Annotated in this window: 21 protein-coding genes; 9 read left to right on the plus strand and 12 right to left on the minus strand. The window is 71.8% G+C overall.

The features are described 5' to 3' along the window. Positions 1 to 86 precede the first annotated feature (86 nt). The 6 genes from ACGWYJ_RS28235 (at position 87) to ACGWYJ_RS28260 (ending at position 6,242) form a co-directional block, all read left to right on the plus strand. A complete protein-coding gene (locus ACGWYJ_RS28235; RefSeq protein WP_395109432.1) occupies positions 87 to 350 on the plus strand; it encodes a peptidoglycan-binding protein in 264 nt (87 codons plus the stop codon). A 435-nt stretch (positions 351 to 785) separates the two neighbouring features. Next, entirely contained in the window at positions 786 to 1,304 is a 519-nt protein-coding gene (locus ACGWYJ_RS28240; protein ID WP_395109433.1) for a (2Fe-2S)-binding protein, read from the plus strand. A gap of 4 nt (positions 1,305 to 1,308) precedes the next feature. Then, positions 1,309 to 3,687 (plus strand): xanthine dehydrogenase family protein molybdopterin-binding subunit, encoded by a 2,379-nt coding sequence (locus tag ACGWYJ_RS28245; protein WP_395109434.1) that lies wholly within the window; start codon positions 1,309 to 1,311, stop codon positions 3,685 to 3,687. Next, complete coding sequence (locus ACGWYJ_RS28250) at positions 3,684 to 4,541, plus strand: FAD binding domain-containing protein (protein WP_395109435.1); 858 nt, start codon at positions 3,684 to 3,686, stop codon at positions 4,539 to 4,541. The genes ACGWYJ_RS28245 and ACGWYJ_RS28250 overlap by 4 nt, the downstream gene beginning before the upstream one ends. A 123-nt stretch (positions 4,542 to 4,664) precedes the next feature. Continuing rightward, positions 4,665 to 5,441 carry an SRPBCC family protein gene (locus tag ACGWYJ_RS28255; RefSeq protein ID WP_395109436.1) on the plus strand — a complete coding sequence of 259 codons (777 nt, stop codon included), beginning with the start codon at positions 4,665 to 4,667 and terminating at the stop codon, positions 5,439 to 5,441. Positions 5,442 to 5,537: 96 nt separating this feature from the next. Beyond that, a complete protein-coding gene (locus tag ACGWYJ_RS28260; protein WP_395109437.1) occupies positions 5,538 to 6,242 on the plus strand; it encodes a class I SAM-dependent methyltransferase in 705 nt (234 codons plus the stop codon). Positions 6,243 to 6,285: 43 nt separating this feature from the next. Here ACGWYJ_RS28260 and ACGWYJ_RS28265 read toward each other — a convergent pair whose 3' ends face one another. After that, a complete protein-coding gene (locus ACGWYJ_RS28265) occupies positions 6,286 to 7,140 on the minus strand; it encodes a CDP-alcohol phosphatidyltransferase family protein (RefSeq protein ID WP_395109438.1) in 855 nt (284 codons plus the stop codon). Between the two features lie 117 nt (positions 7,141 to 7,257). Further along, positions 7,258 to 8,922: a glutamine-hydrolyzing GMP synthase gene (gene guaA / locus ACGWYJ_RS28270; protein ID WP_395109439.1), complete on the minus strand. Its 1,665-nt coding sequence runs from the start codon at positions 8,920 to 8,922 to the stop codon at positions 7,258 to 7,260. A 274-nt stretch (positions 8,923 to 9,196) separates the two neighbouring features. On the opposite strand from guaA, the gene ACGWYJ_RS28275 reads away from it, so the two are divergent. Continuing rightward, positions 9,197 to 10,234 carry a M43 family zinc metalloprotease gene (locus tag ACGWYJ_RS28275; RefSeq protein ID WP_395109440.1) on the plus strand — a complete coding sequence of 346 codons (1,038 nt, stop codon included), beginning with the start codon at positions 9,197 to 9,199 and terminating at the stop codon, positions 10,232 to 10,234. On the opposite strand, the gene ACGWYJ_RS28280 is transcribed toward ACGWYJ_RS28275, so the two are convergent. Genes ACGWYJ_RS28280 through ACGWYJ_RS28290 form a run of 3 tightly spaced genes read right to left on the minus strand, consistent with a single transcriptional unit; the run spans position 10,222 to position 14,325 of the window. Then, complete coding sequence (locus tag ACGWYJ_RS28280; RefSeq protein WP_395109441.1) at positions 10,222 to 10,968, minus strand: DNA alkylation repair protein; 747 nt, start codon at positions 10,966 to 10,968, stop codon at positions 10,222 to 10,224. The two genes, ACGWYJ_RS28275 and ACGWYJ_RS28280, sit on opposite strands and share 13 nt — an antisense overlap. Further along, the gene (locus ACGWYJ_RS28285; RefSeq protein ID WP_395109442.1) at positions 10,965 to 12,734 is read right to left on the minus strand and encodes an FAD-dependent oxidoreductase; all 1,770 of its coding nucleotides are present in this window, start codon (positions 12,732 to 12,734) and stop codon (positions 10,965 to 10,967) included. Before ACGWYJ_RS28285 ends, ACGWYJ_RS28280 begins: the two co-directional genes overlap by 4 nt. Positions 12,735 to 12,747: 13 nt before the next feature. Beyond that, positions 12,748 to 14,325, minus strand: a complete 1,578-nt coding sequence (locus ACGWYJ_RS28290) for a succinic semialdehyde dehydrogenase (protein WP_395109443.1) — start codon at positions 14,323 to 14,325, stop codon at positions 12,748 to 12,750. 199 nt (positions 14,326 to 14,524) lie between these two features. On the opposite strand from ACGWYJ_RS28290, the gene ACGWYJ_RS28295 reads away from it, so the two are divergent. Beyond that, positions 14,525 to 15,271, plus strand: coding sequence for a TetR/AcrR family transcriptional regulator (locus tag ACGWYJ_RS28295; protein WP_395109444.1), 747 nt, complete (start codon positions 14,525 to 14,527; stop codon positions 15,269 to 15,271). Positions 15,272 to 15,278: 7 nt separating this feature from the next. On the opposite strand, the gene glpD is transcribed toward ACGWYJ_RS28295, so the two are convergent. The 3 genes from glpD to guaB form a co-directional block, all read right to left on the minus strand. After that, positions 15,279 to 17,036: a glycerol-3-phosphate dehydrogenase gene (glpD, locus tag ACGWYJ_RS28300; protein WP_395109445.1), complete on the minus strand. Its 1,758-nt coding sequence runs from the start codon at positions 17,034 to 17,036 to the stop codon at positions 15,279 to 15,281. Positions 17,037 to 17,212: 176 nt separating this feature from the next. Next, the gene (locus ACGWYJ_RS28305; RefSeq protein ID WP_395109484.1) at positions 17,213 to 18,322 is read right to left on the minus strand and encodes a GuaB3 family IMP dehydrogenase-related protein; all 1,110 of its coding nucleotides are present in this window, start codon (positions 18,320 to 18,322) and stop codon (positions 17,213 to 17,215) included. A gap of 28 nt (positions 18,323 to 18,350) precedes the next feature. Beyond that, a complete protein-coding gene (guaB, locus tag ACGWYJ_RS28310; RefSeq protein WP_395109446.1) occupies positions 18,351 to 19,853 on the minus strand; it encodes an IMP dehydrogenase in 1,503 nt (500 codons plus the stop codon). Positions 19,854 to 20,148: 295 nt separating this feature from the next. On the opposite strand from guaB, the gene ACGWYJ_RS28315 reads away from it, so the two are divergent. After that, positions 20,149 to 20,535, plus strand: coding sequence for a DUF5319 domain-containing protein (locus tag ACGWYJ_RS28315; protein ID WP_395109447.1), 387 nt, complete (start codon positions 20,149 to 20,151; stop codon positions 20,533 to 20,535). 31 nt (positions 20,536 to 20,566) lie between these two features. Here ACGWYJ_RS28315 and ACGWYJ_RS28320 read toward each other — a convergent pair whose 3' ends face one another. From ACGWYJ_RS28320 to groES, 4 genes are all read right to left on the minus strand, one after another. Continuing rightward, positions 20,567 to 21,388 carry a hypothetical protein gene (locus tag ACGWYJ_RS28320; RefSeq protein ID WP_395109448.1) on the minus strand — a complete coding sequence of 274 codons (822 nt, stop codon included), beginning with the start codon at positions 21,386 to 21,388 and terminating at the stop codon, positions 20,567 to 20,569. After that, positions 21,385 to 22,092 (minus strand): sigma-70 family RNA polymerase sigma factor, encoded by a 708-nt coding sequence (locus tag ACGWYJ_RS28325; RefSeq protein WP_395109485.1) that lies wholly within the window; start codon positions 22,090 to 22,092, stop codon positions 21,385 to 21,387. The genes ACGWYJ_RS28320 and ACGWYJ_RS28325 overlap by 4 nt, the downstream gene beginning before the upstream one ends. Before the next feature lie 288 nt (positions 22,093 to 22,380). Continuing rightward, positions 22,381 to 24,003, minus strand: a complete 1,623-nt coding sequence (groL, locus tag ACGWYJ_RS28330; RefSeq protein WP_395109449.1) for a chaperonin GroEL — start codon at positions 24,001 to 24,003, stop codon at positions 22,381 to 22,383. Positions 24,004 to 24,159: 156 nt separating this feature from the next. Further along, positions 24,160 to 24,471 (minus strand): co-chaperone GroES, encoded by a 312-nt coding sequence (gene groES / locus ACGWYJ_RS28335; protein WP_285694705.1) that lies wholly within the window; start codon positions 24,469 to 24,471, stop codon positions 24,160 to 24,162. Between the last annotated feature and the right edge of the window lie 189 nt (positions 24,472 to 24,660).

Raw genomic sequence — 24,660 nt, forward strand, 5'->3', positions numbered from 1 at the left:
CCGGGCCACTTCGAACGACTCCGCGAAGACGACTCCAGCAAGGACGGCAAGGCCGCCGGAGATCCCCGGAACCCCGGGAAGGCCCCGTGGCCCCGGCGGCACGGCTCATCGACCGGACGGAGGACCTGGTGAAGAAGCTCCCCATGCTCCGCAAGGGCGACGAGGGCGAACACGTCCAGACGCTGCGGGCCCTCCTGATGGCCCGCTCCCACCCGGAGGTCGAGACGGTGGACGGGCCCTTCGACACCACGGTCGAGAAGGCCGTCCGAGCCGTCCAGGCATGGGGACGGGTCGAGGTCGACGGGATCGTCGGCCCGCAGACCTGGCCGGTGCTGCTGCGCGTGCACTGAGCGGCCACCGAGCCTCCCTGCCCGCCCGCCGGCGGTGTGCGTCCACCACCCGTTCCCTGCACCCGCCGGCGGGCTTCTCTGGCCGGTCGTCGTCCCAAGGCCGGTCGGCTTCCCAGAGGCCGGTCGGCCGAAGGCGGCCGCCCGTCCGGCGGGACGGACGGTGCCGTTCGGTGCGGTTCACCGACCGTTCGTCACGTTTCACCCACCGTCCATCCCGGGTCACTGCATTGGTCAGTTGCGGTCAGCGTGAAATAGGACACACCAGGGACTAGTACACGCTTCAACCACGGAATAGGTTCGTAGCGTCGTTCGCTCGCCCTCCCCCTCGGAGGAGGCCCCGGTGCCGTGGCCCGACCGGCGCGCACCCCAGCGCGCACCGCCCCCAGGGACGTCTCTCCCTGCCAGCCCCACCCCGAGACACCCCTGGGAGAACGAATGGCTCAGATCAAGGTCGAGGTCGACGGCGTGACCTATGAGGACGACGTCGAACCGCGTCTCCTGCTCGTCCACTACCTGCGTGACCGGCTGGGCAAGGGCGGAACCCCGGTCGGCTGTGACACCACCAACTGCGGCGCCTGCACCGTCCTGATGGACGGGCTGAGCGTGAAGAGCTGCTCCGTGCTCGCCGTCCAGGCGGACGGAAGGCAGATCACCACCGTCGAGGGGCTGGGCACCGGCGCCGGCGACCATCCCATGCAGAAGGCGTTCCACCAGGAGCACGCGCTGCAGTGCGGCTACTGCACCCCCGGCATGATCATGGCGTCGATCGACCTGCTGCGGGACAACGCCGACCCCTCCGACGAGGAGATCAGGGAAGGGCTTGAGGGCAACCTGTGCCGGTGCACCGGCTACCAGAACATCGTCCGCGCCGTGCGGTCCGCGGCGGCCGAGATGCGGGCGGGCGCCGACGGGCAGGCGGCGACGGCGACGGCACCGGCGGAGAGCGGGAGGTGAGGACATGACCGCGACGAACGAGGCCCCGGCCGGCGAGGTCGGCACCCCGCGGCGGCGCTCCGAGGACGCCCGCCTGATCACCGGGCGGACCCGGTGGACCGACAACATCCAGCCGCAGGGCACGCTGCACGTGGCGTTCCTGCGCAGCCCGCACGCGCACGCGCGGATCTCCGGCGTGGACGTGGAGCAGGCGCGTGGCCGTCCCGGGGTGGTGGCGGTGCTCACCGGCGCCGACCTGGCCGAGGAGCAGGGCTCGCTGCCGTGCGCGTGGCCGGTCACCGAGGACATCAAGATCCCCGACCATCCGCCGCTGGCGGTGGACGAGGTGCGGTTCGTCGGGGAGCCGGTGGCGATCGTGGTGGCCCGGGACCGCTACACCGCCGTCGACGCCCTCGAAGAGATCGACGTGGACTACGAGCCGCTGCCGGCCGTCGTCGACATGGAACGGGCGGTCGAGCAGGCGGACGGGCTGGTCCACGAGTCGCTCGGCACCAACGAGAGCTACACGTGGGTGTTCGAGAACGGCGACATGGACGCGGCGATGCGGGACGCGCCGGTGGTGCTGGAGCGCCGGTACGTGCAGCAGCGGCTGATCCCGTCGGCGATGGAGCCGCGCGCCGTGCTGGCCGTGCCGGACGGCGACGGCTACACCCTGTACTCGGCCACGCAGATCCCGCACGTGCTGCGGCTGATGCTGTCGGTCGTCACGCAGATCCCCGAGCACCAGATCCGGGTCGTCGCCCCGGACGTCGGCGGCGGCTTCGGCTCCAAGCTGCAGGTGACCGCCGAGGAGGTGCTGCTCCTGCTGCTGGCCCGCAGGCTGGGCCGCCCGGTCAAGTGGACGGAGTCGCGCAGCGAGGGCAACCTGACCGTCCACCACGGCCGCGACCAGATCCAGAAGATCACGCTCGCGGCGGAGCGGGACGGCCGGATCCGCGGGCTCAAGGTGGACCTGCTGGCCGACATGGGCGCGTACCTGATGCTGGTCACGCCGGGCATCCCGATCCTGGGCGCGTTCATGTACAACGGCATCTACAAGATGGACGCCTATTCGTTCACGTGCCGGGGGATCTTCACCACGAAGACGCCCACCGACGCGTACCGGGGCGCGGGACGGCCGGAGGCCACCTTCGCGCTGGAACGGATGATGGACGAGCTGGCCGCCGAGCTCGACCTGGACCCGATCGAGGTGCGGCGCCGCAACTGGATCAAGCACGAGGAGTTCCCGTACGAGACCATCGCGGGGCTGACCTACGACTCGGGGAACTACGAGGCGGCCACGGACCGGGCGCTGGCCCTGTTCGAGTACGACAAGCTCCGCGCCGAGCAGGCCGACCGGCGGGAGCGCCGCGACCCGGTGCAGCTCGGCATCGGCGTGTCCACGTACACGGAGATGTGCGGGCTGGCCCCGTCCCGGGTGCTGGGGTCGCTGTCGTACGGCGCGGGCGGCTGGGAGCACGCCGCGGTGCGGGTCCTGCCGTCGGGCGTGGTCGAGGTGGTCACGGGGTCGTCCCCGCACGGCCAGGGGCACGCGACGGCGTGGGCGCAGATCACCGCGGACCGGCTCGGGGTGCCGTTCGAGGACGTCCGCGTCCTGCACGGTGACACGGCGGTGGCGCCGAAGGGCATGGACACCTACGGGTCCCGTTCGCTGGCGGTCGGCGGCGTCGCGCTCTACAGCGCCTGCGACAAGGTGATCGAGAAGGCCCGCAAGGTGGCGGCGCACCTGATGGAGGCGTCCGAGCAGGACCTGGAGTTCACCGGCGGCCGGTTCAGCGTGCGCGGCGTGTCGGAGGAGGGCCGCACCCTCCAGGAGGTCGCGACGGCCGCGTTCGCGGCGCACGACCTGCCGGACGGCGTGGAGCCCTCGCTGGACGCCGACGCCACGTTCGACCCGGAGAACTTCTCGTTCCCGCACGGCACCCATCTGTGCGCGGCCGAGGTGGACACCGAGACCGGCATGGTGAGGATCCGCTCGTACGTGGCGGTGGACGACATCGGCAAGGTGATCAACCCGCTGATCGTGGAGGGGCAGGTGCACGGCGGTCTCGCGCAGGGCATCGCGCAGGCCCTGTACGAGGAGGCGGTGTACGACGCCGACGGCAACCTGCAGACGACCACGATGGCCGACTACCTGCTGCCCTCGGCGGCCGACCTGCCCGACTTCACGCTCGACCGCACCGAGACCCCGGCCACGTCCAACCCGCTCGGGGTGAAGGGCGTCGGCGAGGCCGGCACGATCGCGTCCACCCCGGCCGTGGTCAACGCGATCGTGGACGCGCTGCGCCCGTACGGCGTCGACGACGTCCCGATGCCGTGCTCGCCGGAACGGGTCTGGCGGGCGTTGCGCGAGGCGACCGAGCAGGCTGGAGGTGCGCAGTGATCCCCGCGACGTTCGACTACGTCCGTCCCGGCTCGCTCGACGAGGCGGTGTCCGCGCTGGCCGAGGCGGGCGAGGACGCCAAGGTGCTGGCCGGGGGGCAGAGCCTGATGCCGTTGCTGCGGCTGCGGCTCGCCTACCCGGACGCGCTGATCGACCTGGACCGGGTGGACGCGCTCAGGGAGATCAGGGACGACGGCGACGCGCTGGTGATCGGCGCGATGGCCACCCACTACCAGGTGATGGGCGATCCGCTGGTGAACGAGCACGCGCCGCTGATCGTCAAGGCCACGGCGACGGTGGCGGATCCGGCGGTGCGGCACCGCGGCACGTTCGGCGGGTCGCTGGCGCACGCCGACCCCGCGGGCGACCTGCCCGCCGTGGCGGTGGCGCTGGACGCGGTGTTCCTGGTCCGCTCGGTGCGCGGCGAACGGGAGATCCCCGCGAAGGACTTCTTCGTGGACTGGATGACCTCGGCGATGGAACCGGACGAGCTGCTGGTGGGCGTGCGCGTCCCCAAGCTCGGCGCCGGCTGGGGCGTCCACTACGAGAAGTTCAACCGCACCGCGCAGGCGTGGGCGGTGGTGGGCGTCGCCGCCGCGGTCCGCCGGCAGAGCGGGGCGATCGAGGAGGCCCGCGTGGCGCTGACCAACATGGGCCCGGCGCCGGTGCGGGCGACCGCGGTCGAGGAGTTCATCGCGGGCCGTTCGGTGTCGGAGGACGCGTTCCGCGCCGCGGGCGGCAAGGCGGCCGAGGGCACCTCGCCCCCGACCGACCTGCACGGCTCGGCCGAGTACCGGCGGCATCTGGCCACGGTGCTGACGGCGCGGGCGCTGACCGCGGCGGCCGCGGTCTGACGGTCCCGCCAGGGGCGGAACGCCGGAGCGTCAGGCGTTCCGCCCCAGGGGGGCGCCTGGCGGCGCGACGACGCCGGGTCGTAAGGTCACGGACAGGCCCCCCGGATGAGAAGGACCGAAAACATGGAGCTCGACCACGAATTCACCGTTCCGGTACCGGTGGATCAGGCTTGGTCGGTGCTGCTCGACGTGGAACGGGTGGCGTCCTGCATGCCGGGCGCGACGCTGGACTCGGTCGACGGCGAGGAGTACTCGGGCCGGATGAGGGTGAAGGTCGGCGCGATGACCATCACCTACCGAGGCACCGCCCGCATCACCTCGGCGGACGAGTCGTCCCGCACGATCACGCTGGAGGCCGCGGCCAAGGAGGCGCGGGGGTCGGGCACCGCGTCGGCGACCGTGGTGTCGCGACTGCACCCCGTCCCCGCGGAGGAAACGGCTTCCGGTGAGGACGAGGGCGGCTCGACCCGTGTGACCGTCCGCACCAAGCTGGACGTGACCGGCCGCCCCGCCCAGTTCGGGCGCAACATCCTCTCGGAGGTCGGCGCCAAGCTGATCACGCGGTTCGCGACCGAGCTGGCGGCCCGGCTGGAGTCCGAGCCAGCGCCGGAACAGGCAGCGCCGGAACAGGCAGCGCCGGAGAAGAGCGAGCCGGAGACGGCCACGGCGGAGGACACGCCCAAGGTGCCGCGGCAGCGCCAGGCGAGCGCCGCCGAGTCGACGTCGTCGGACGACCCGGTCGTCACCCCCATCAGGCGGAGCGGCGGCCCGGACGACGCGATCGACCTGCTGGAGGTCGCGGGCCCGTCGGTGGCCAAGCGCGCCGTGCCCGCGCTGGCCGCCGTGCTGGCGCTGGTGCTGGTCGTCCGCTTCCTGGTACGGCGGCGCCGCGGGTCCTGAGCCCAACCGAAAACCTGGGGAAAAGCACGGTCAACGATTGGGTCTGTACCGGCGCGCGGGTGGCGGCGCGGCGGCGCCATGCCGTCCGCTGGGTGCGTGGACACCATCGAGATTCAGCGGATCGTCGAACTCGAGGATGACAACTGGTGGTACCGCGAGCGCCGCGGCATCCTCGCCCGGGAGCTGCGCCGCATGGCGATGCCGGGCACGGCCGTCGACATCGGCGCGGCGGGCGGCGGCAACACCCGGGTGCTGCGGGAGCACGGCTGGGAGGCCATCGCGGTCGACAGTTCCACCACCGCCGTCGACCTGTGCCTCTCCCAGGGGATCGAGGCGTACCACGGTGACGCGCGCTACCTGCCGCTGCCGTCCCGCGGGCAGGACCTGGCGCTGGCGTTCAACGTCCTGGAGCACATCGAGGAGGACCGCGACGCCGCCGCCGAGATCGCCCGGGTGCTGCGGCCCGGCGGCACCGCGCTGATCGCCGTCCCCTGCGACATGGCGCTGTGGTCGGCGCATGACGTCGCGCTCGGCCGGGTCCGCCGCTACTCCCGCCTCGACCTGGTCGACCTGCTGGAGGGCGCGGGCCTGGTGGTGGAACGGCTGTGGAACTGGAACGTGCTGCTGCGCCCGCTGGTCCGGATGCGCCGTCACCGCGCCCGGCACCGCGAGGACATGACGCAGCTCCGCCCGGTGACCAACGAGGCGCTGCGGCTGATCACGTTCGTGGAGCGCCACCTGCCGGTGAAGTCGTGGCCGGGCGTGACCTTGTTCGCCCGCGCCCACCGGCCCTGGTTCTAGGGCGCCCGGTCGCGGGGCGCCCTGTCGGAGGACGCCGCCTGCCCTACACACCCGTCGTGACCGCGGTACGCCCGGAACGGGAGGACCCGGGCTCGACGGGTTCGGGCGGCGGCGCCACGTACCCGCGCGACGCCTGGCAGAACCGGATGACCAGGGCCAGCTCGAAGACGACCATCAGCGCGCCCGCGACGGCGACGACGGGCAGCACCAGCCCGGTGAGGGGGCCGACGACGAACGCGGCCATCTGGAACTCGATGCCGCTCACCAGGTGCATGCGGATCCGCCGGCGCAGCAGGGCCGCGCGCAGCCGCATGTAGAGGGCGGGCATGTCCAGCCCCTTGAGCCTGAACCCGGGGGGCCGCATCTCGATCGCCGACACCTTCGCGTCCAGCCCGGCGGCCCGCATGCGGCTGCGCATCTTCCGGCGCGCCTTATGGATCTGCGGGCCGTTGACGTACCGGACCATGTCCAGGGCGAGGATCGCGCAGCCCATCCCGAGATAGGCGGTGTCGCCCGTCGTCCCGTACAGGCCGTAGGCGAGCGCGACCGCGCAGGCGGCGTCGCGGACACGGTCGAGCATGAAGTCCAGCCAGGCGCCGAACGGGGAGCCCGTCCCCTTCAGCCTGGCGATCTTCCCGTCACAGCAGTCCAGGACGAACCCGGCATGGTAGAGCAGCGCGCCGGCGATCAGCCAGCTGGGCGTCCCCCGCAGAAAGCAGCACGCCGCGCCGATGCCCAGAGCGAACGCGGCCACGGTGATCCGGTCAGGGGTGACGCGATCCCGCGCGGCGAGCCACCGGGTCAGCCGGACGGCCAGCGGATCGACCAGCAGCACGGTCCACCAGGCGTCGCGTCGCTTGCAGACGGCGCGGACATCGTCCAGGGAGTACGAGGCCATGCGGGCCAGCATGCTGACCCGGCGGCGCGGGCGCCGGGAGGATCGCGACGACCCGACCGTTGCCTGATGGAGACTTGACCCGCATCAGGCTTGACTCGTCTTGGGAAAGGGTCTCCCTCATTCCCACTCGATGGTGCCGGGGGGCTTGCTGGTGATGTCCACCACCACCCGGTTGATCTCCCGGACCTCGTTGGTGATCCGGGTGGAGATCCTCTGCAGCACCTCGTAGGGCAGCCGCGCCCAGTCGGCGGTCATCGCGTCCTCGCTGGTCACGGGGCGCAGCACGACGGGGTGGCCGTAGGTGCGGCCATCGCCCTGCACCCCGACCGAGCGGACGTCGGCCAGCAGCACCACGGGGAACTGCCAGACGTCGCGGTCCAGGCCGGCCCGGGTCAGCTCCTCGCGGGCGATCGCGTCGGCCTCCCGCAGGATCTCCAGGCGTTCCCTGGTGACCTCGCCGATGACCCGGATGCCCAGCCCCGGGCCGGGGAACGGCTGCCGCCAGACGATCTCCGCGGGCAGGCCGAGCTGCTCGCCCAGCGCCCGCACCTCGTCCTTGAACAGGGCGCGCAGCGGCTCGACGAGCGTGAACCGCAGGTCGTCGGGCAGGCCGCCGACGTTGTGGTGCGACTTGATGTTGGCGGCGCCGGTGCCGCCGCCCGACTCCACGACGTCCGGGTAGAGCGTCCCCTGGACGAGGAACTCGACCGGCTCGGCGCCCGCGTCGTTCGCGGGGGACGACCCTCCCGGCCCCCCGCTGTGTTCGCGGACGATGGCGCGGGCCGCCTCCTCGAACACCCGGATGAACTCCCGGCCGATGATCTTGCGCTTGGTCTCGGGGTCGGACACGCCCTCCAGCGCGGCCAGGAAACGCTCCTGGGCGTCCACCACGTACAGGTTGACGCCGGTCGCGGCGACGAAGTCCTTCTCGACCTGCTCGGCCTCCCCCTTGCGCAGCAGGCCGTGGTCGACGAAGACGCAGGTCAGCCTGTCGCCGATGGCCCGCTGCACCAGCGCGGCCGCGACCGCCGAGTCCACGCCGCCGGACAGGGCGCAGATCGCGCGCTTGCCGCCGACCCGCGCGCGCACCGCCTCGATCGACTCCTCGGCGATGTTGACCATCGTCCAGGAGGGGCGGCACCCCGCCGCCTCGTACAGGAAGCGGCGCAGGATCTCCATGCCGTGCTCAGTGTGCAGCACCTCGGGGTGGAACTGGACGCCGTAGAGGCCGCGGGCCGGGTCCTCCATGCCCGCCACGGGGGTGACGTCGGTACTGGCGGTGACCGTGAACCCGTCCGGGGCCCGGCTCACGAAGTCGCGGTGCGACATCCACACCGCCTGCTCGCCCGGCAGCCCCGCGAACAGCGTGCCGGGGTCGGTGACCGCCACCGTGGCGCCGCCGTACTCGGCGACGTCGGAGTTCTCCACCGTCCCGCCCAGGGCCTGCGCCATCACCTGGTGGCCGTAGCAGATCCCGAACGTGGGGACGCCCAGCTCGAACAGGCCATCCGGGGCGACCGGCGCGCCCTCCTCGTACACCGAGGCGGGGCCGCCGGACAGGATGATCGCCTTCGGCCGCCTGGCCAGCATCTCCGCCGCCGGCATCGTGGACGGAACGATCTCGCTGTACACCTGGCACTCGCGCACCCGCCGGGCGATCAGCTGCGCGTACTGCGCCCCGAAGTCGACGACGAGAACGGTGTCGAAGTCGTGGGCGGGGTCGGGCCCCGAGACCTCCTGGGCTTCGCCCGGAGAACGGTCGTTGGACTGGTCGGCAGCCACCAGGAAGTGCCTTTCGCGAGACCGGGATCGGTGGAGATCCCAGTCTATGGGCCGGTGGGCGCCGCGCCGCCGCCCGCCTCCAGGCGATATTCGCCGACGGTATCCACTCGGTAACGGACGGTCCGGTTCTCGTCAAGCGGCGGGCGTCGAACGGTCGCTCCTTGATATCAATCGACTACGTTGAGTGATCTACTGTCCACGGTCGGCCGCGCCGTCCGTCGCGTTGTCCGTCTTCTCGCCAACCGTCTTCGATGCGTCTTCCTCCGGGAGTGCCGTGAAGCCCTTCCTCGCCACCACGCTGATCGCCGCGCTGGTGCCCGCCGTCCCCGCCGTATCCTCGGCCGCCCCCGTCCCGCAGACCCCGGTCCGGCACGGTCCCGGCGCCGCCCACCCGGCGCACAGGGGTCACGCGCACGCGTCGGAGGACTGCGTGCCGGACACCGCCACCGCGGCCCGGCTCCGTCCCCGTCCCGGGGGCGATATGACCCGCGATCGTAACGACGTGTCCCCGATCGAGGCCGCCACGGTCGAGAAGGAGCTCAGCCAACTGGTCGGCTCGCTGGGGCTGTTCCAGCAGCCCGGCGGCGACCCCGTGCAGGCTCAGCCACCGGGGGCCCAGCCCGGCTCCGGCACGGTGAAGCCCCACGCCACGGTCAGGGTGCCGGTGTACTTCCACGTCCTGCACGACGGCCCCACGGGGAACGTGTCCGAGGCCAGGATCCGGCGGCAGATCGACGTGCTGAACAGGGCGCACGGCGGCTCGGGCCCCGGCGCCAGGACCGGGTTCGTCTTCTCGCTGCGCGCCATCACCCGCAGCAACAACCGCGCCTGGTACCGCGACCCGCTGCGGCACGAGCGGGCGTACAAGACCCGGCTCCGCAGGGGCGGCGCGGGCACGCTCAACCTCTACAGCGCCGACATGGGCCTGGATGTGCTCGGGTGGTCCACCTTCCCGTGGCGGTACCGGGCCGATCCCCAGATGGACGGGGTCGTCGTCCACCCGCAGAGCCTTCCCGGCGGGTCGATCCCCAGCTTCAACCTCGGGCACACCGCGACCCACGAGATCGGCCACTGGCTGGGGCTGTACCACACCTTCCAGGGCGGCTGCACCGAGCCCGGGGACTACGTCGCCGACACCCCGCAGGAGCGCGAGGCCACCAACGGCTGCCCCGTGAGCAAGGACACCTGCCCAGCTCCGGGCAAAGACCCGATCCACAACTTCATGGACTACGGCTTCGACACCTGCATGAACCAGTTCACCAGCGGCCAGGGCGCCCGCATGCACCGGACCTGGGCGGCCTATCGCGCCTGACGGGCCTTCTCGTATGCGGCCTTGAGCCGCGCCGCGTCGTCCGCGGGCAGGTGACGCACGGCCTCGCGTAGGGTCACGCCGGAGATCCGTGCGACTCGCGGCTCCACCCATGCCCGCACCCAGGACGGGTCCTTCTTCGACAGTTCCCGCAAGACCCAGCCAAGGGCCTTGCGGATGAAAAAGCCGGTCTCCTCTATGAGGGCGTCGCCGTAGCGGCTGAGGCGGTCCAGATCGGGGTTCCCGGCGCGGATGCCGGGGAGCAGGGCGAGCAGCGCCGTGCGCCGGATCCAGGGGTACGGGTCGGCCACCCAGCGGTCCAGAACCTCCGCCGGCTCCGGGAAACGGCGGACCAGAGCGCCGACGACCTTCTCCGCGAGACCGTCCACATAGGCCCAGCTCGCCGAGTCGCGGATCATCCGCTCGGCCACCGCCACCTCACCGGGTTCCAAGAGGTCCACTTCACGGGCCAGGATCTCGATGGACGCCATCCGGGCCTCGTGCAGGGGACGGCCGTTCTCGGTGACCGACCAGAGCGACTCCGCCAGCGCCAGCACGTCCTCCCGCGTCCGAGGCCCGCGCACCGCGGCCACGGCGACCTTCCGGATCGCGGGCATGGGCACACCGAAATGCGTGAAGTCGCTCTTCAGATAGCGCTTCTCGTACTCCGCGCGCTCCGCCCCGCCCAGCGCGCGCAGTTCGTCGACGATCCGGGTGGCCTCCTCGGCGGCGTTCATGAGGTCACGGTACGCACGACAGGAAGGCGCAGGGCCGCCGGGGCGGCGCCGGGAACGGCAGGGTTCTTCGGGGCCACCGGTTGGATCCGCCGGTAGGCGGCGCCCGGTTCCGGACGCGGGTCCTCGCCTCCCTTGTTGGGCCAGAACGCCATCGCCCGCTCGGCCTGCGCGGTGATGGTGAGGGACGGGTTGACGCCCAGGTTGGCCGACACCGCCGACCCGTCCACGATGTGCAGCCCGGGATGCCCGTACACGCGGTGGTACGGATCGATGACGCCGGTCTCCGGGGAGTCGCCGATGACGCAGCCGCCCAGGAAATGCGCGGTCATCGGCACGTCGAACAGGTCGGCCCAGGACCCGCCGGGCAGGCCGCCGGTCTCCTCGGCGAGCAGCCGCACCGCCTCGTGCCCTTCGGGGATCCAGGTCGGGTTGGGCTCTCCGTGGCCACGGGTGGCGCGCACGTCCCAGCCGAACGGCCCCTTCTTGGGCCTCAAGGTGATGGAGTTGTCGCGGTTCTGCATGACCAGCGCGATCAGGGTGCGCTCGGACCATCCGCGGATGTCCAGCAGCTGGACGATGTCCTGGGGACGGCGCGCCGCCTCACGGAGGAACTTCAGGAGGCGGTGCCGGTGCCGCTCCCCCGGCCTGTCCCCGTCCACCAGCAGGGTCTGCAACAGGCCCATCAGGTTGGAGCCCTTGCCGTACCGGACGGGCTCGATATGGGTGTCGGGCGCCGGATGGAACGACGAGGTGATCGCCACGCCCTGGGAGAAGTCCAGGCCCGGACGGCCGTTGCGGCGCCCCGCGCCCAGGATCGCCTCGGAGTTGGTGCGGGTCAGGGCGCCGAGCCGGTCCGACAGGTGCGGCAGCAGCCCGGTCCGCTTCAGCTTGTGCAGCAGTTTCTGCGTCCCGTACGTCCCGGCCGCGAAGACCACCTGCCCGGCGGTGAAGGTCTTGCGGTTGCGCCCGAACGAGCCCGTCCGCACGATCTCCACCTCGTACCCGGTGCGTCCGTCCGCGGAGGGCCTCAGGGGCCGCACCGACGTCACCCGGCTCAGCGGCATGATCCTGGCGCCCGCCCGTTCGGCGAGGTAGAGGTAGTTCTCGGTGAGCATGTTCTTGGCGCCGTGGCGGCAGCCCACCATGCACTCGCCGCATTCGATGCAGCCGCGCCGCCGCGGCCCGGCCCCGCCGAAGTACGGGTCGCCGCTCTCCACGCCCGGCCCCTCGCCGAAATGCACCCCGACCGGGGTGCGGACGAAGGTGCCGCCCTTGCCCATCCGCTCGGCGACCTTCCTGACGGCCTCGTCGGCGGGGGTCATCGTGGGGTTCTGGACGACGCCGAGCATCCGCCGCGCCTGGTCGTAGTACGGGGCCAGCTCGTCCCGCCAGTCGGTGATGTGCGCCCACTGCCGGTCGCGGAAGAACGGCTCGGGCGGCACGTACAGGGTGTTGGCGTAGTTGAGCGAGCCGCCGCCGACACCCGCCCCCGCCAGCACCAGCACCCGGCTGGCCCTGGCGCCGCGGATCAGGTGGATGCGCTGGATGCCGGTGAGGCCGAGCGCGGGCGCCCACAGGTACCGGGAGATCCTCCAGCTCGTCTTCGGGAGGCCGGGATGCCTCGGGGAGGCGTCCGTCCCCGCGGTGTCGTAGCGGCGGCCGGCCTCGATCACCCCGACCCGGTAGCCCTTCTCGGTCAGCCGCAGCGCGGAGACGCTGCCGCCGAATCCGGACCCGATGACGAGCACGTCGAAGTCGTGTCCCATCACGGCCCCCCGCCTACTTGATCCGCAGCCGCTTCATGGCCTTGATGCCGGAGGTCATGAGGTCGGCGAACGCCTCGTACGACAGCGACCCCGGCGGTTCCAGATCGGCCAGGTGCTGGCTGGCGATCGTCTGCGGCTCGGTGAACTTCAGCAGCCCCTCCGCGCCGTGCCGCCGCCCGACGCCGGACTGCTTCATGCCTCCCATGGGCGCGTCGTAGGAGGCGTACGCGGCGCCGAACCCGTCGTTGACGTTGACCGTCCCGGCCTGGATGCGGGCGGCGACCCTGCGTCCGCGCGCGGTGTCCCTCGTCCACACCGAGGCGTTGAGGCCGTAGTCGCTGTCGTTGGCGCGCTCGATGGCCTCCTCCTCGTCCGCCACCTTGTAGACGGCCACGACGGGGCCGAAGGTCTCGTTCGCGCACAGGTCCATGGCGCCGGTGACGCCCGTGAGGATGGTCGGCTCGTAGAACAGCGGGCCGAGGTCGGGGCGGGCCTTGCCGCCCGCGAGCACCGTGGCGCCCTCCTTGACGGCCTGGTCGACGTGCCGGGTGACCGCCTCAAGTTGGCGCGGATAGGTCAGCGAGCCCATCTCCACGGAGAAGTCCAGCTCGGAGCCGAGCCGCATGTCGCGGGTCAGCTCGGCGAAGCGCGGCACGAACCGGTCGTAGACGGCCTCGTGCACGTACATCCGCTCGACGGAGATGCACAGCTGGCCCGCGTTGGTGAAGCAGGCGCGCAGCGCGCCGTGGGCGGTGCGCTCGACATCGGCGTCGTCCAGGACGATCATCGGGTTCTTGCCGCCCAGCTCCAGCGAGTAGCCGACGAGGCGCGGCGCCAGCTTCTCCGCTATGGCCTTGCCGCCCCGCGTGGACCCGGTGAACGAGACGTAGTCCGCCTCCTCGATCAGCGGGTCGCCGATCTCGGCCGGCTCGCCCACCACGATCTGCCACAGGTCGCGCGGCAGCCCGAGCGAGATCAGCAGGTCCAGCACCCAGAGGCTGGACAGGCAGGTCTGGGTGTCCGGCTTGTGGATCACCGCGTTGCCGGCCATCAGCGCGGGCGCGATGTCGGAGGCGCCCAGCGCGAACGGGTAGTTCCACGGCGCGATCAGGGCGACGACGCCCTTGGGGTGCCGCAGTTCCTGGACGCGGGTGAGGCCGGGCAGCATGCCCCGGCGGCGCTTCGGGCGCAGCAGCGAGCGGGCGTTGCGCGCGTAGTACAGCGAGCACAGCGCCACGTCGAGGAACTCCTCCAGCGCGTGCCGCCGGGCCTTGCCGGTTTCGAGCTGGATGACGTCCAGGATCTCGTCGCGCCGGGCGACCAGCGCCTCCGGCAGCCGCAGGAACGGCTTGACCCGCTCGCCCACCGGCAGCCGCGCCCAGGCGCGCTGCGCCCGCCGCGCGCGCTCGTGGGCCCGGCGCACGTCGTCGGCCGTGGACAGCGGGATCATGGCCAGCGTCTCGCCGGTGAACGGCGCCGGGATGGCGGCCGGGTGACCGCCGCCCGCGACGATCCGGGACGTCAGCCGGTCGATCAGGGGCTCGGGAAGCCGGTGCGTCGCGCCTTCCGCGGGAACGGTGGGGGATGCCATGCCAGCACCCTACTACTGGTAAGTAATCTGGCGCTTCCGGCGATAGGGGTCACGCCCGATTTCGCCAAGTCGCCACCCTGGCCCGCCCTGCCGGTGTATCCCGGAAAGGAACGACTGCGGCGCTGGACGCCGTCCGGTCCCGGGCGCTTGCTGCCGCGCGCCCGCCCCGGGCGGGTCGTGGCGCGAGAAAGGTGGCTTCATGATCGACGCCCGGAAGAGGGGCGCGCACCCGGAGCACGGCGGCAGCGGGAACCAGGGCGGCGGCGCCCCCCGTGACGGCGCAGCGCCCGGACGGCCCAAGGGCAGAGGCGGGGCGCGCAGGGAGCGCCGCGAGAACACCAGGGCGGCTTTGTTCACCGCGGCCCAGCGGCTGTGGGCCGAACGCGGCATCCACGGCGCCTCGCTGGACGACATCGCGGCGGACGCGGGGCTGACCAAAGGGGCGGTCTACTCCAACTTCACCGGCAAGACCGACCTGCTGCTGGCCCTGCTCGAACGCTGGACGGACGCCGGGATCGGCGCCGAGGGCGGTGCCGAGCTGCTCGCCGCGATTCCCGCGGGTGAGACCGGCGGCTCGGGTGAGATCGAGTCCGGCGGCGGCCACGAGCCGCAGGAGGAGCGGTTCGAGCGCGCCGGGCGGGCGTACGCCTGCCGGATCGCCGACGAGAACGCACGGCTGATGTTCCTGCTGCTGGTGGAGTTCTGGCTGTACGGCATGCGCGACCACGCGGCGGGCAGGCGGATCGCCGAGTGGTACGCCGAACGCCGCGCCAACCTCGCCGAGTGCCTCAACGAGGTGGATGACATCCCCGCGCGGGACCGCGCCGCCCTGGCGGGAGCGCTCGACTTCGGCCTGGCCATGCAGCACCTGCTGGACCCGGAACGGGTGCCGGCCGAGCTGTACGGCCAGGGGATGCGCCTCCTCCTCGGCAAGGCCCTCGCCTAGAAGGGCCTCACGGCATGGTCGTCGGGACGATGTCGGGCGCGCCGCGGCGGCGGGCGTCGGCCTCCTGGTCGCCCTCCTGGTTCTGCGAGGCGCGCTCGGCCTCGACCCGCTTGCCGTAGTACTCGATCTCCTGGTCGCGCTGCTTCTTGGACCAGCCGAGCACCGGCGCCATCAGGTCGGCCGCCTCCTGCGCCACCCCGACACCGCGGTCCCAGGTCTCGAACGAGATCCGGGTACGGCGGGCCAGCGCGTCGTTGAGGTGCCGGGCGCCCTCGTGCGTGGCCGCGTACACGATCTCCGCGCGCAGGTAGTCGTCGGCGCCGGTCAGCGGCTTGCCCAGGTCGGGCTGCTCGCGGATCAGCTCCAGCAGGTCGTTCGCCAGCGTCCCGTACCGGCCCAGCAGGTGCTCCACCCGCGCCACGTGCAGCCCCGACGCGGCCGCCAGCCGGTGCCTGGCGTTCCACATCGCCTGGAACCCCTCGCCCCCCATCAGCGCGATGGTGTGCGTGCACGATTCGGGGACCTTGTCGTCCAGGCCGTGCGCGACCGCGTCGATGGCGTCCTTGGCCATCACCCGGTAGGTGGTGAACTTGCCGCCCGCGATCAGCACCAGGCCGGGGACGGGATGCGCCACGACGTGCTCGCGCGACAGCTGCGAGGTCTCCTCGGTCTCCCCGACCAGCAGCGGGCGCAGCCCCGCGTACACGCCCTCGACGTCGTCGTGCGTCAGCGGCGTGGTCAGCACCGCGTTCACGTGGTCCAGGACGTAGTCGATGTCGGCGCGGGACGCCGCCGGATGCGCCTTGTCCAGGTCCCAGGCGGTGTCGGTGGTGCCGATGATCCAGTGCCGTCCCCAGGGGATCACGAACAGCACCGACTTCTCGGTGCGCAGGATGATCCCGGTCGAGGAGTGGATCCGGTCCTTGGGCACGACCAGGTGGACGCCCTTGGACGCCCGGACGTGGATCTGCCCGCGCCCACCCACCAGCTCCTGGATGTCGTCGGTCCACACACCGGTGGCGTTCACGACCTGCTTGGCGCGCACCTCCATCTCGCTGCCGCCCTCCAGGTCGCGGATCTTCACGCCGGTGACCCGCTCCCCCTCGCGCAGGAACCCGACCGCCTGCGTCCTGGACACGATGCGCGCCCCGAACTCCGCGGCCGTGCGCAGCACCGTCATCACGTACCGGGCGTCGTCGACCTGCGCGTCCCAGTACTGGATGGCCCCGACGAAGGCGTCCTTGCGCAGCGAGGGCGCCAGCTTCAGCGCGCCCCGGCGGGTCAGGTGCCGGTGGGTCGGCACGCCCCGCGAGGTGCCCATGCTGAGCGAGAGCGCGTCGTACAGGGCGACCCCGGCGCCGAAGTAGAACCGCTCCCACACCCGGTGGGTGGTGGGCAACAGGAACGACACCGGCTTGACCAGGTGGGGCGCCAGCCGCAGCAGGACCGCCCGCTCGGTCAGCGCCTCCCGCACCAGGTCGAAGTTGTACTGCTCCAGATAGCGCAGCCCGCCATGAATGAGCTTGGAGGAACGCGAGGACGTCCCCGAGCCGAAGTCGCGCGCCTCCACCACGGCGACCGAGAGGCCACGGGTGGCGGCGTCCAGCGCGGCGCCGGCGCCGACGATGCCCGCCCCGACCACGACGACGTCGAACTCCTCACGGGCCATGTCCTCGAACGCGCTCGCCCGCTCCGCCGGTCCCAGGCGTGAGCTGCCCAAGCCGGTCACCGGTGATCCCGACATCGCGATTCCCCCTGTGCTCATGCTGCTGTGCTCATGCGCGGACCGGTACCTACTGTGTGGTGTACCTACCCCACGGTAGGTACCGGTCCACCCGTGAAGACCCAATTCGTCCCCCGTACAGCACGGGGGGAAGGGTAAGAAAGCCCACAGTCCACGGCGTGTCGCGGCGTGCCGAGGCGATCGGGGAACCGCGGCGATCAGTGGGCCTGCGGCGCCACCACCACCTGGACCCGCTGGAACTCCTTCAGCTCGGTGTAGCCGGACGTCGCCATGGCCCGCCGCAACGCGCCGATCAGGTTCATGGAGCCGTCGGCCACATGCGAGGGCCCGTACAGGATCTGCTCCAGGCTGCCGATCGTGCCCAGGTCGATCCGGGTCCCGCGCGGGACGTCGCCGTGGTGCGCCTCACTCCCCCAGTGGTAGCCGCGTCCCGGCGCCTCGTTGGACCGCGCGAACGGCGAGCCCACCATCACCGCGTCGCTACCGCAGGCGAACGCCTTGGCGATGTCGCCGCTGTTGGTCATCCCGCCGTCGGCGATCACGTGCACGTACCGGCCGCCGGACTCGTCGAGGTAGTCGCGCCGCGCCGCCGCCACGTCCGCCACCGCCGTGGCCATGGGCACCGCCACGCCCAGCACGGTGCGGGTGGTGTGCCCGGAGCCGCCGCCGAACCCGACCAGCACCCCGGCCGCGCCCGTCCGCATCAGGTGCAGCGCCGCGGTGTACGTCGAGCAGCCGCCGACGATCACCGGCACGTCCAGGTCGTAGATGAACTGCTTGAGGTTGAGCGGCTCGGCCCGTCCCGACACGTGCTCGGCCGACACGGTGGTGCCGCGGATCACGAACAGGTCCACGCCCGCGTCGATCACGGCCTTGTGGAACTGGGCGGTGCGCTGCGGCGACAGCCGGGCGGCCACGGTCACCCCGGCGTCCCTGATCTCCTCGATCCTGCGGCCGATCAGCTCCTCCTTGATCGGCTCGGCGTAGATCTCCTGGAGCCTGCGGGTGGCGCGGAGATCGTCCAGCGAGGCGATCTCGGCCAGCAGCGGCTCGGGGTCCTCGTACCGGGTCCACAGACCCTCCAGGTCGAGCACCGCCAGCCCGCCGAGCCGTCCCACCCGGATCGCGATGGCCGGGCTGACCACGCTGTCCATCGGCGCCACGACCAGCGGCATCTCGAACCGGTAGGCGTCGATCTGCCAGGCGACGCTGACCTCCTCCGGGTCGCGGGTACGGCGCGACGGCACGATCCCTATCTCGTCGAACGCGTACGCCCGGCGCCCGCTCTTCCCCCGGCCGATCTCCACCTCAGCAGCCATGGGGACGATGCTACGGTCAGTGGTTGCGTCCCTGGTAATTAGGGGCTTCCACGGTCATCTGGATGTCGTGCGGGTGGCTCTCCTTGAGCCCGGCGGAGGTGATCCGCATGAGCTGGCCGCGCTCCTGGAGCTCGGGGATGGTGCGGGTGCCCGCGTACCACATCGACTGGTGCAGGCCGCCGACGAGCTGGTGGGCGACGTTGGCCAGCGGGCCACGGTAGGGCACCTGCCCCTCCACGCCCTCGGGGATCAGCTTCTCCTCGCTGGCGACCTCGGCCTGCGCGTAGCGGTCCTTGGAGTAGGAGCCGCCGCGCTCGCGGTTGCGCATCGCGCCGAGCGAGCCCATGCCCCGGTACGACTTGTACTGCTTGCCATGGACGAAGATCAGCTCACCGGGCGACTCCTCCACGCCCGCCAGCAGGCTGCCCAGCATCACGGTGTCGGCACCGGCCACGATGGCCTTGGCGATGTCGCCGGAGTACTGGAGGCCGCCGTCCCCGATCACCGGGATGCCCGCCTCCTTGGCCGCCCGCGCGGCCTCGGCGATCGCGGTGATCTGCGGCACGCCCACGCCCGCCACGACCCGCGTGGTGCAGATGGAGCCGGGGCCCACCCCGACCTTGATGGCGTCCGCCCCGGCCTCGGCCAGCAACTTGGCGCCCGCGTAGGTGGCGACGTTGCCGCCGACCACCTGGACCCCGCAGCCGGCCTTGACCGCGGCGACGGTGTCGGCGACGCCCTTGGAGTGGCCGTGGGCGGTGTCCACCACGATCACGTCGGTGCCCGCCTCGACCAGGGCCTTGGCGCGGCGCACGGCGTCCTCGCCCACGCCCACGGCCGCCGCGACCAGCAGCCGGCCGTCGGCGTCCTTGGTGGAGGCCGGATACTGCTCGCTCTTGGTGAAGTCCTTGACGGTGATCAACCCGCGCAGCCGCCCGTCGCCGTCCACCAGCGGCAGTTTCTCGACCTTGTGCCGGGACAGCAGCGCGAACGCGTCCTGACGGCTCACGTCCATCGGGGCGGTGATCAGCGGCATCGGGGTCATGACCTCGCGCACCGGCCGCGACAGGTCGGTCTCGAAGCGCATGTCGCGGTTGGTGACGATGCCGACCAGCACGCCGCGCACGTCGGTGACCGGGACGCCGGAGATCCGGTAGCGGGCGCACAGCTCCTCGACGTCGGCGAGGGTCGCGTCCGGCAGGCAGGTCACCGGGTTGGTGACCATCCCGGCCTCGGACCGCTTGACCCGGTCGGCCTCGGCGGCCTGCTCCTCGACGGACATGTTGCGGTGCAGCACCCCGATCCCGCCCTGGCGGGCCATCGCGATCGCGGTGCGGGACTCGGTGACGGTGTCCATCGCCGCCGACACCAGCGGGATCCGCAGGGTCACCTCGCGGGTGAGCCGGGTGGTGGTGTCGGCCTCGCCCGGCTGGAGATCCGAGTAGCCCGGGAGCAGCAGCACGTCGTCGAAGGTCAGGCCCTCGGGGATGAGGGCGGCGGGCTCGGCTGCGGGATTCATGACTACCCTTCCCCTGGTGGTGCCGGTGGGCGGCGACCGACCCTGATCTCGCAGGTCATGGCGGCGTGAGTCCCATGGTAGGACCTGTGCCCGCCCCCCGTCGGAGCTTCGGGCGCCGCGGCGAGTGGTGTTGGTGACATCCCAGAACGCCCGGTTCCATACCTGCATTCCCGTCAAAAGCGCGTCAAACTTCCGTTGTGACCGTCAGGACAGACTGACGAGCGGACGTGGCCGATCACACGCGGATGGACGCGGGGGGTGCACCGGACGGGGGCGGCCGCAGTAGCGTGGAGGGGTGCACGACGACGCGCCGCTCGACCCGTTCGCCGGCGACCCGGAGGACCCGGCCGCCTCACTCGGCGACCCGGGCGAGGATGCCGCTCCGCTCAGCGTGGCGGAGCGGGAGGACGTGCTGGCCGACCTCGCCGACCTGGAGGTCTTCCGGGCCCTGCTGGAGCCGCTCGGCGTGCGCGGGCTGACCGTCGACTGCGGCGACTGCGGCAAGCCGCACTACATCGACTGGGACCTGCTCCACGGCAACCTGCGCCACCTGCTCGACCAGGGCCTTCCCAGGGTCCACGAACCGGCCCTGTCCCCCGACCCGGTCGACTACGTCAGCTGGGAGTACGCCCGCGGCTACGTGGACGGCGTCATCGACAGCGAAGAAGGCAGGGAATCCTAGTTTCCGGCGGGGCGCACTCACTCGCCGCCGGTCAGCGGTCCCGCCAGGGGTCGGGGACGTCGAGCCTCACGCGCCATCCCTTGCGGGTCAGGGGCTCCCCTATGCGGGACGGTCTGCCGTCCGGGAACGAGGCGTCGCTCCGGCCCGTGCGGTCCGCCCGTGTCGAGTGGTAGGGGAAGCCGTCTCGCCTGAACGGGCCGCGCGCCAGCGGACCTCCGCGCCGCCCGTCCTTGCGTTCCCTGGACTTCGTGTCCTCGCTCGGGCGGTCGCGTTCGGGCTCGGGCGGGCGCCGCACGGGGGCCGGGGGTCCCGCGAGGACCGTCGTCCCGGTTTCCGTAGGCGCGGTCGCAGGGGGCGTGGAGGGCTTGGAGATGTCCTCGACAGGCCCCGCGGCGTCCTGTTGCGGGGGCGCCTCCCCCGGACCGGCAGCGGCGACACCGGTGGTGGCCAGGACGGCACCGGCCACGCCGAGCGCCACGATCGTGCGGGACCCGCGGCGGCGCGGGCCTCGCGGCGGCCCCGCCCGGTCGGGCCCGTCCGCCCCCTGGTCCGGAGAAGCGGCCACGGACGGCTCGCTGACATCCTTGAGCAGGGCCTTCAGCAGGTTGACCGCCGGGTCATGGGCCAGGCCGAGACCGGGGTCGTCGCCGGCCGGGCGGCGGCCTCCGAGGGCATCGATGAGGGCGTCGGTGCGGCGGACCGCGTACGTGTCGCCCGTCAGCGGCACCGGCTCCGGCGGCGGTTCGGGGGCCGCGCGTCCGGTGATCGGGATGACGGCGCCGGAGCCCGAAGGCAGGGGGCGCTCGATAACCGACTTGTCCGGATCCGGGGCGCCCTGGCTCCGTTCCGTCAAGCGATCGACTCCTCTCTGGCCATCGCCCGGAGCCGGGCCAGCGCCCGGTGCTGCGCCACCCGCACCGCTCCCGCGGACATGCCCAGGACGTTACCGGTCTCCTCGGCGGACAGGCCCGCCACCACGCGCAGCAGCACCAGCTCGCGCTGGTGCTCGGGCAGGCGCGTGAGCAGGTCACGGGCGCGCTGCGCCTCGATGTAGCGGACGACGGTCTCCTCCGGTCCGGGCCGGTCGTCCGGGCCGTCCGGGAGGTCCTCGGTGGGGACGGCGGCGCGGACCGCGCTGCGCAGCGCGTCCGCGATCTTGTGCGCGGCGATGCCGAACACGAAGGAGGCGAACGGGCGTCCCATGTCGCGGTAGCGCGGCAGCGCGGACAGGACCGCGATGCAGACCTCCTGTGCCACGTCGTCGGCGATGTGGTACTGCCCGGAGACCCGGCCGAGCCGGGCCCTGCAGTAGCGGACGACCATGGGGCGGACGTGCCCGATCAGCACCTCGATGGCACTCGGGTCACCCTCGACGGCGAGAGAGGTGAGTTCCTTGAGGTCTCCTTCGTCGGCACTCGCTTGGACCGCTTTCGCTATGCGCAGCGCCCGCACCCCGCGGCCGGCATCGCGGGGGGTTGGAGGGGCCGTCCCCTCCGAGGGGTCGGCAGCGCGCGCGGTCGTGGTCCCGGCGAAGCATCCCTCGGTCACGTTGAGCATGATGCCCAGCGCGGTCGGGCCTGTCTCCACTGTGAACGGCAACGGAATGGTCACAGTGTCAGGGCGGGGACGGGATTGTCACGCATCGCGTTCGGGCGACCCCGATGTGTGCGAGCCATCCCCCTCGCGGCACAACAAACGTCAACAAACAACCTGGACAATAAAGAACCGCAAGTAATCCACGAAATACCTACAAACCGGACAAAAGGAAAATCCCCGCCGGAAACCCGGCGGGGATTCCCCTATGGCCGTCCTGCGGGCCGTCATACGGCCGTCAGCGGGCTCCGGTCAGTGACCGTGCCCGTGGCCGTGGCCGCCGCCCGCGGCGGGCTCCTCTTCCTCCGGCTTGTCGACCACCAGCGCCTCGGTGGTGAGCAGCATGCCGGCGATCGAGGCGGCGTTGGTGACCGCGCTGCGGGTCACCTTCACCGGGTCGATGACGCCCTGCGCGATCAGGTCGCCGTACTCGCCGGTGGCGGCGTTGTAGCCGTGCCCCTGGTCCAGCTCGCGGACCTTGGAGACCACGACGTAGCCCTCCTGGCCGGCGTTCTCGGAGATCCAGCGCAGCGGCTCGACCAGCGCGCGGCGGACCGCCTCGGCACCGGTGGCCTCGTCGCCCGAGAGCCCGAGGGCGTCGAAGCCGCCGCTCGCCACGTGCACCAGCGCGCTGCCGCCGCCGGACACGATGCCCTCCTCGATGGCCGCGCGGGTCGCCGAGATCGCGTCCTCCAGGCGGTGCTTCTTCTCCTTCAGCTCCACCTCGGTGGCCGCGCCGACGCGCAGCACGCAGACGCCGCCGGCCAGCTTGGCCAGCCGCTCCTGCAGCTTCTCGCGGTCCCAGTCGGAGTCGCTGTTCTCGATCTCGACCTTGATCTGGTTGACCCGGGCCTGGATCTCGTCGGCCGCGCCGGCGCCGTCCACGATGGTGGTGGCGTCCTTGGTGACCGTGATCCGGCGGGCCCGGCCCAGCTCCTCCAGGCCGATCGAGTCCAGCTTGAGGCCGATGGACTCGCTGATCACCTGGCCGCCGGTCAGGGTGGCCATGTCGCCGAGCATCGCCTTGCGGCGGTCGCCGAAGCCGGGCGCCTTGACCGCGACCGAAACGAACGTGCCGCGGATCTTGTTGGCGACCAGCAGCGCCAGCGCCTCGCCCTCGACGTCCTCGGCCACCACCAGCAGCGGCTTCTTGGTCTGCGCGACCTTCTCGGCCAGCGGCAGGAACTCCTGGACGTTGGAGATCTTGCCGTCCACGATGAGCACGTAGGCGTCCTCCAGGACGGCCTCCATGCGCTCGGGGTCGGTGACCATGTGCGGCGACAGGTAGCCCTTGTCGAACTGCAGGCCCTCGGTGAACTCCAGCTCAAGGCCGAAGGTGTGGGCCTCCTCGACGGTGATGACGCCGTCCTTGCCGACCTTGTCGAACGCCTCCGCGATCAGGTCGCCGATCTGGGCGTCCTGCGCGGAGATGGTGGCCACGTGCGCGATCGACTCGCGCTCGTCGACCTCCTTGGCCGACTTCAGCAGCTGGTCGGACACGTGCTGCGCGGCCTGGTCGATGCCGCGCTTGAGGGCCAGCGGCGAGGCGCCGGCGGCCACGTTGCGCAGGCCCTCGCGGACCAGCGCCTGCGCCAGCACGGTGGCCGTGGTGGTGCCGTCACCGGCGATGTCGTTGGTCTTGGTCGCCACTTCCTTGGCGAGCTGGGCCCCCAGGTTCTCGTAGGGGTCCTCAAGCTCCACCTCGCGGGCGATGGTCACGCCGTCGTTGGTGATCGTCGGCGCGCCGAACTTCTTGTCGATGACGACGTTGCGGCCGCGCGGGCCGATCGTCACCTTGACGGCGTCCGCGAGAGCGTTGACGCCGCGCTCAAGAGCCCGGCGAGCGTCCTCATCGAACTCCAGGATCTTCGCCATGCGGGAAACTCCACTCCATGTACGGCGGCACGTACGGCACGCCTGCCCGATGAGGGCCGCGGCGGCCGGACGCGCGCCAGGCGGGCAACGCGATCCGCCCCGGCCGCCCCTGCTAGCAGCGGGCCGGTCCGGGGCGGTGCATCACGTGCTGCGTGCTTACTTCTCGACGATCGCGAGGACGTCGCGGGCCGAGAGGACGAGGTACTCCTCGTTGTTGTACTTGACCTCGGTGCCGCCGTACTTGCTGTAGAGCACAACGTCGCCGACGTTCACGTCGAGCGGCACCCGCTCACCCTTGTCGTCGACCCGGCCAGGGCCCACGGCGAGGACGGTGCCCTCCTGCGGCTTCTCCTTGGCGGTGTCGGGAATGACCAGGCCCGACGCGGTGGTGGTCTCGGCCTCAAGCGGCTGGACGACGATGCGGTCCTCGAGCGGCTTGAGAGCAACCTTGGTGGCGGTCGTCACGATCTGACCTCCCCTTCGATTGATCCTCGGCCGGCCAAGGCTGGCCGACCGGCAACTGTGACAGAAGAGGCGACCCCGGACCGGCCTGTCGTCGCGGGTGCCAGACCGACCTTGTCGCTGTGTTGGCACTCTCACATCGAGAGTGCCAGCATGGAGACTATTCCGTGCCCGGTGGCCAGTCAACATGAACAC

The sequence above is a fragment of the Actinomadura sp. SCN-SB genome, assembly GCF_043906805.1.
Lineage (GTDB): Bacteria > Actinomycetota > Actinomycetes > Streptosporangiales > Streptosporangiaceae > Spirillospora.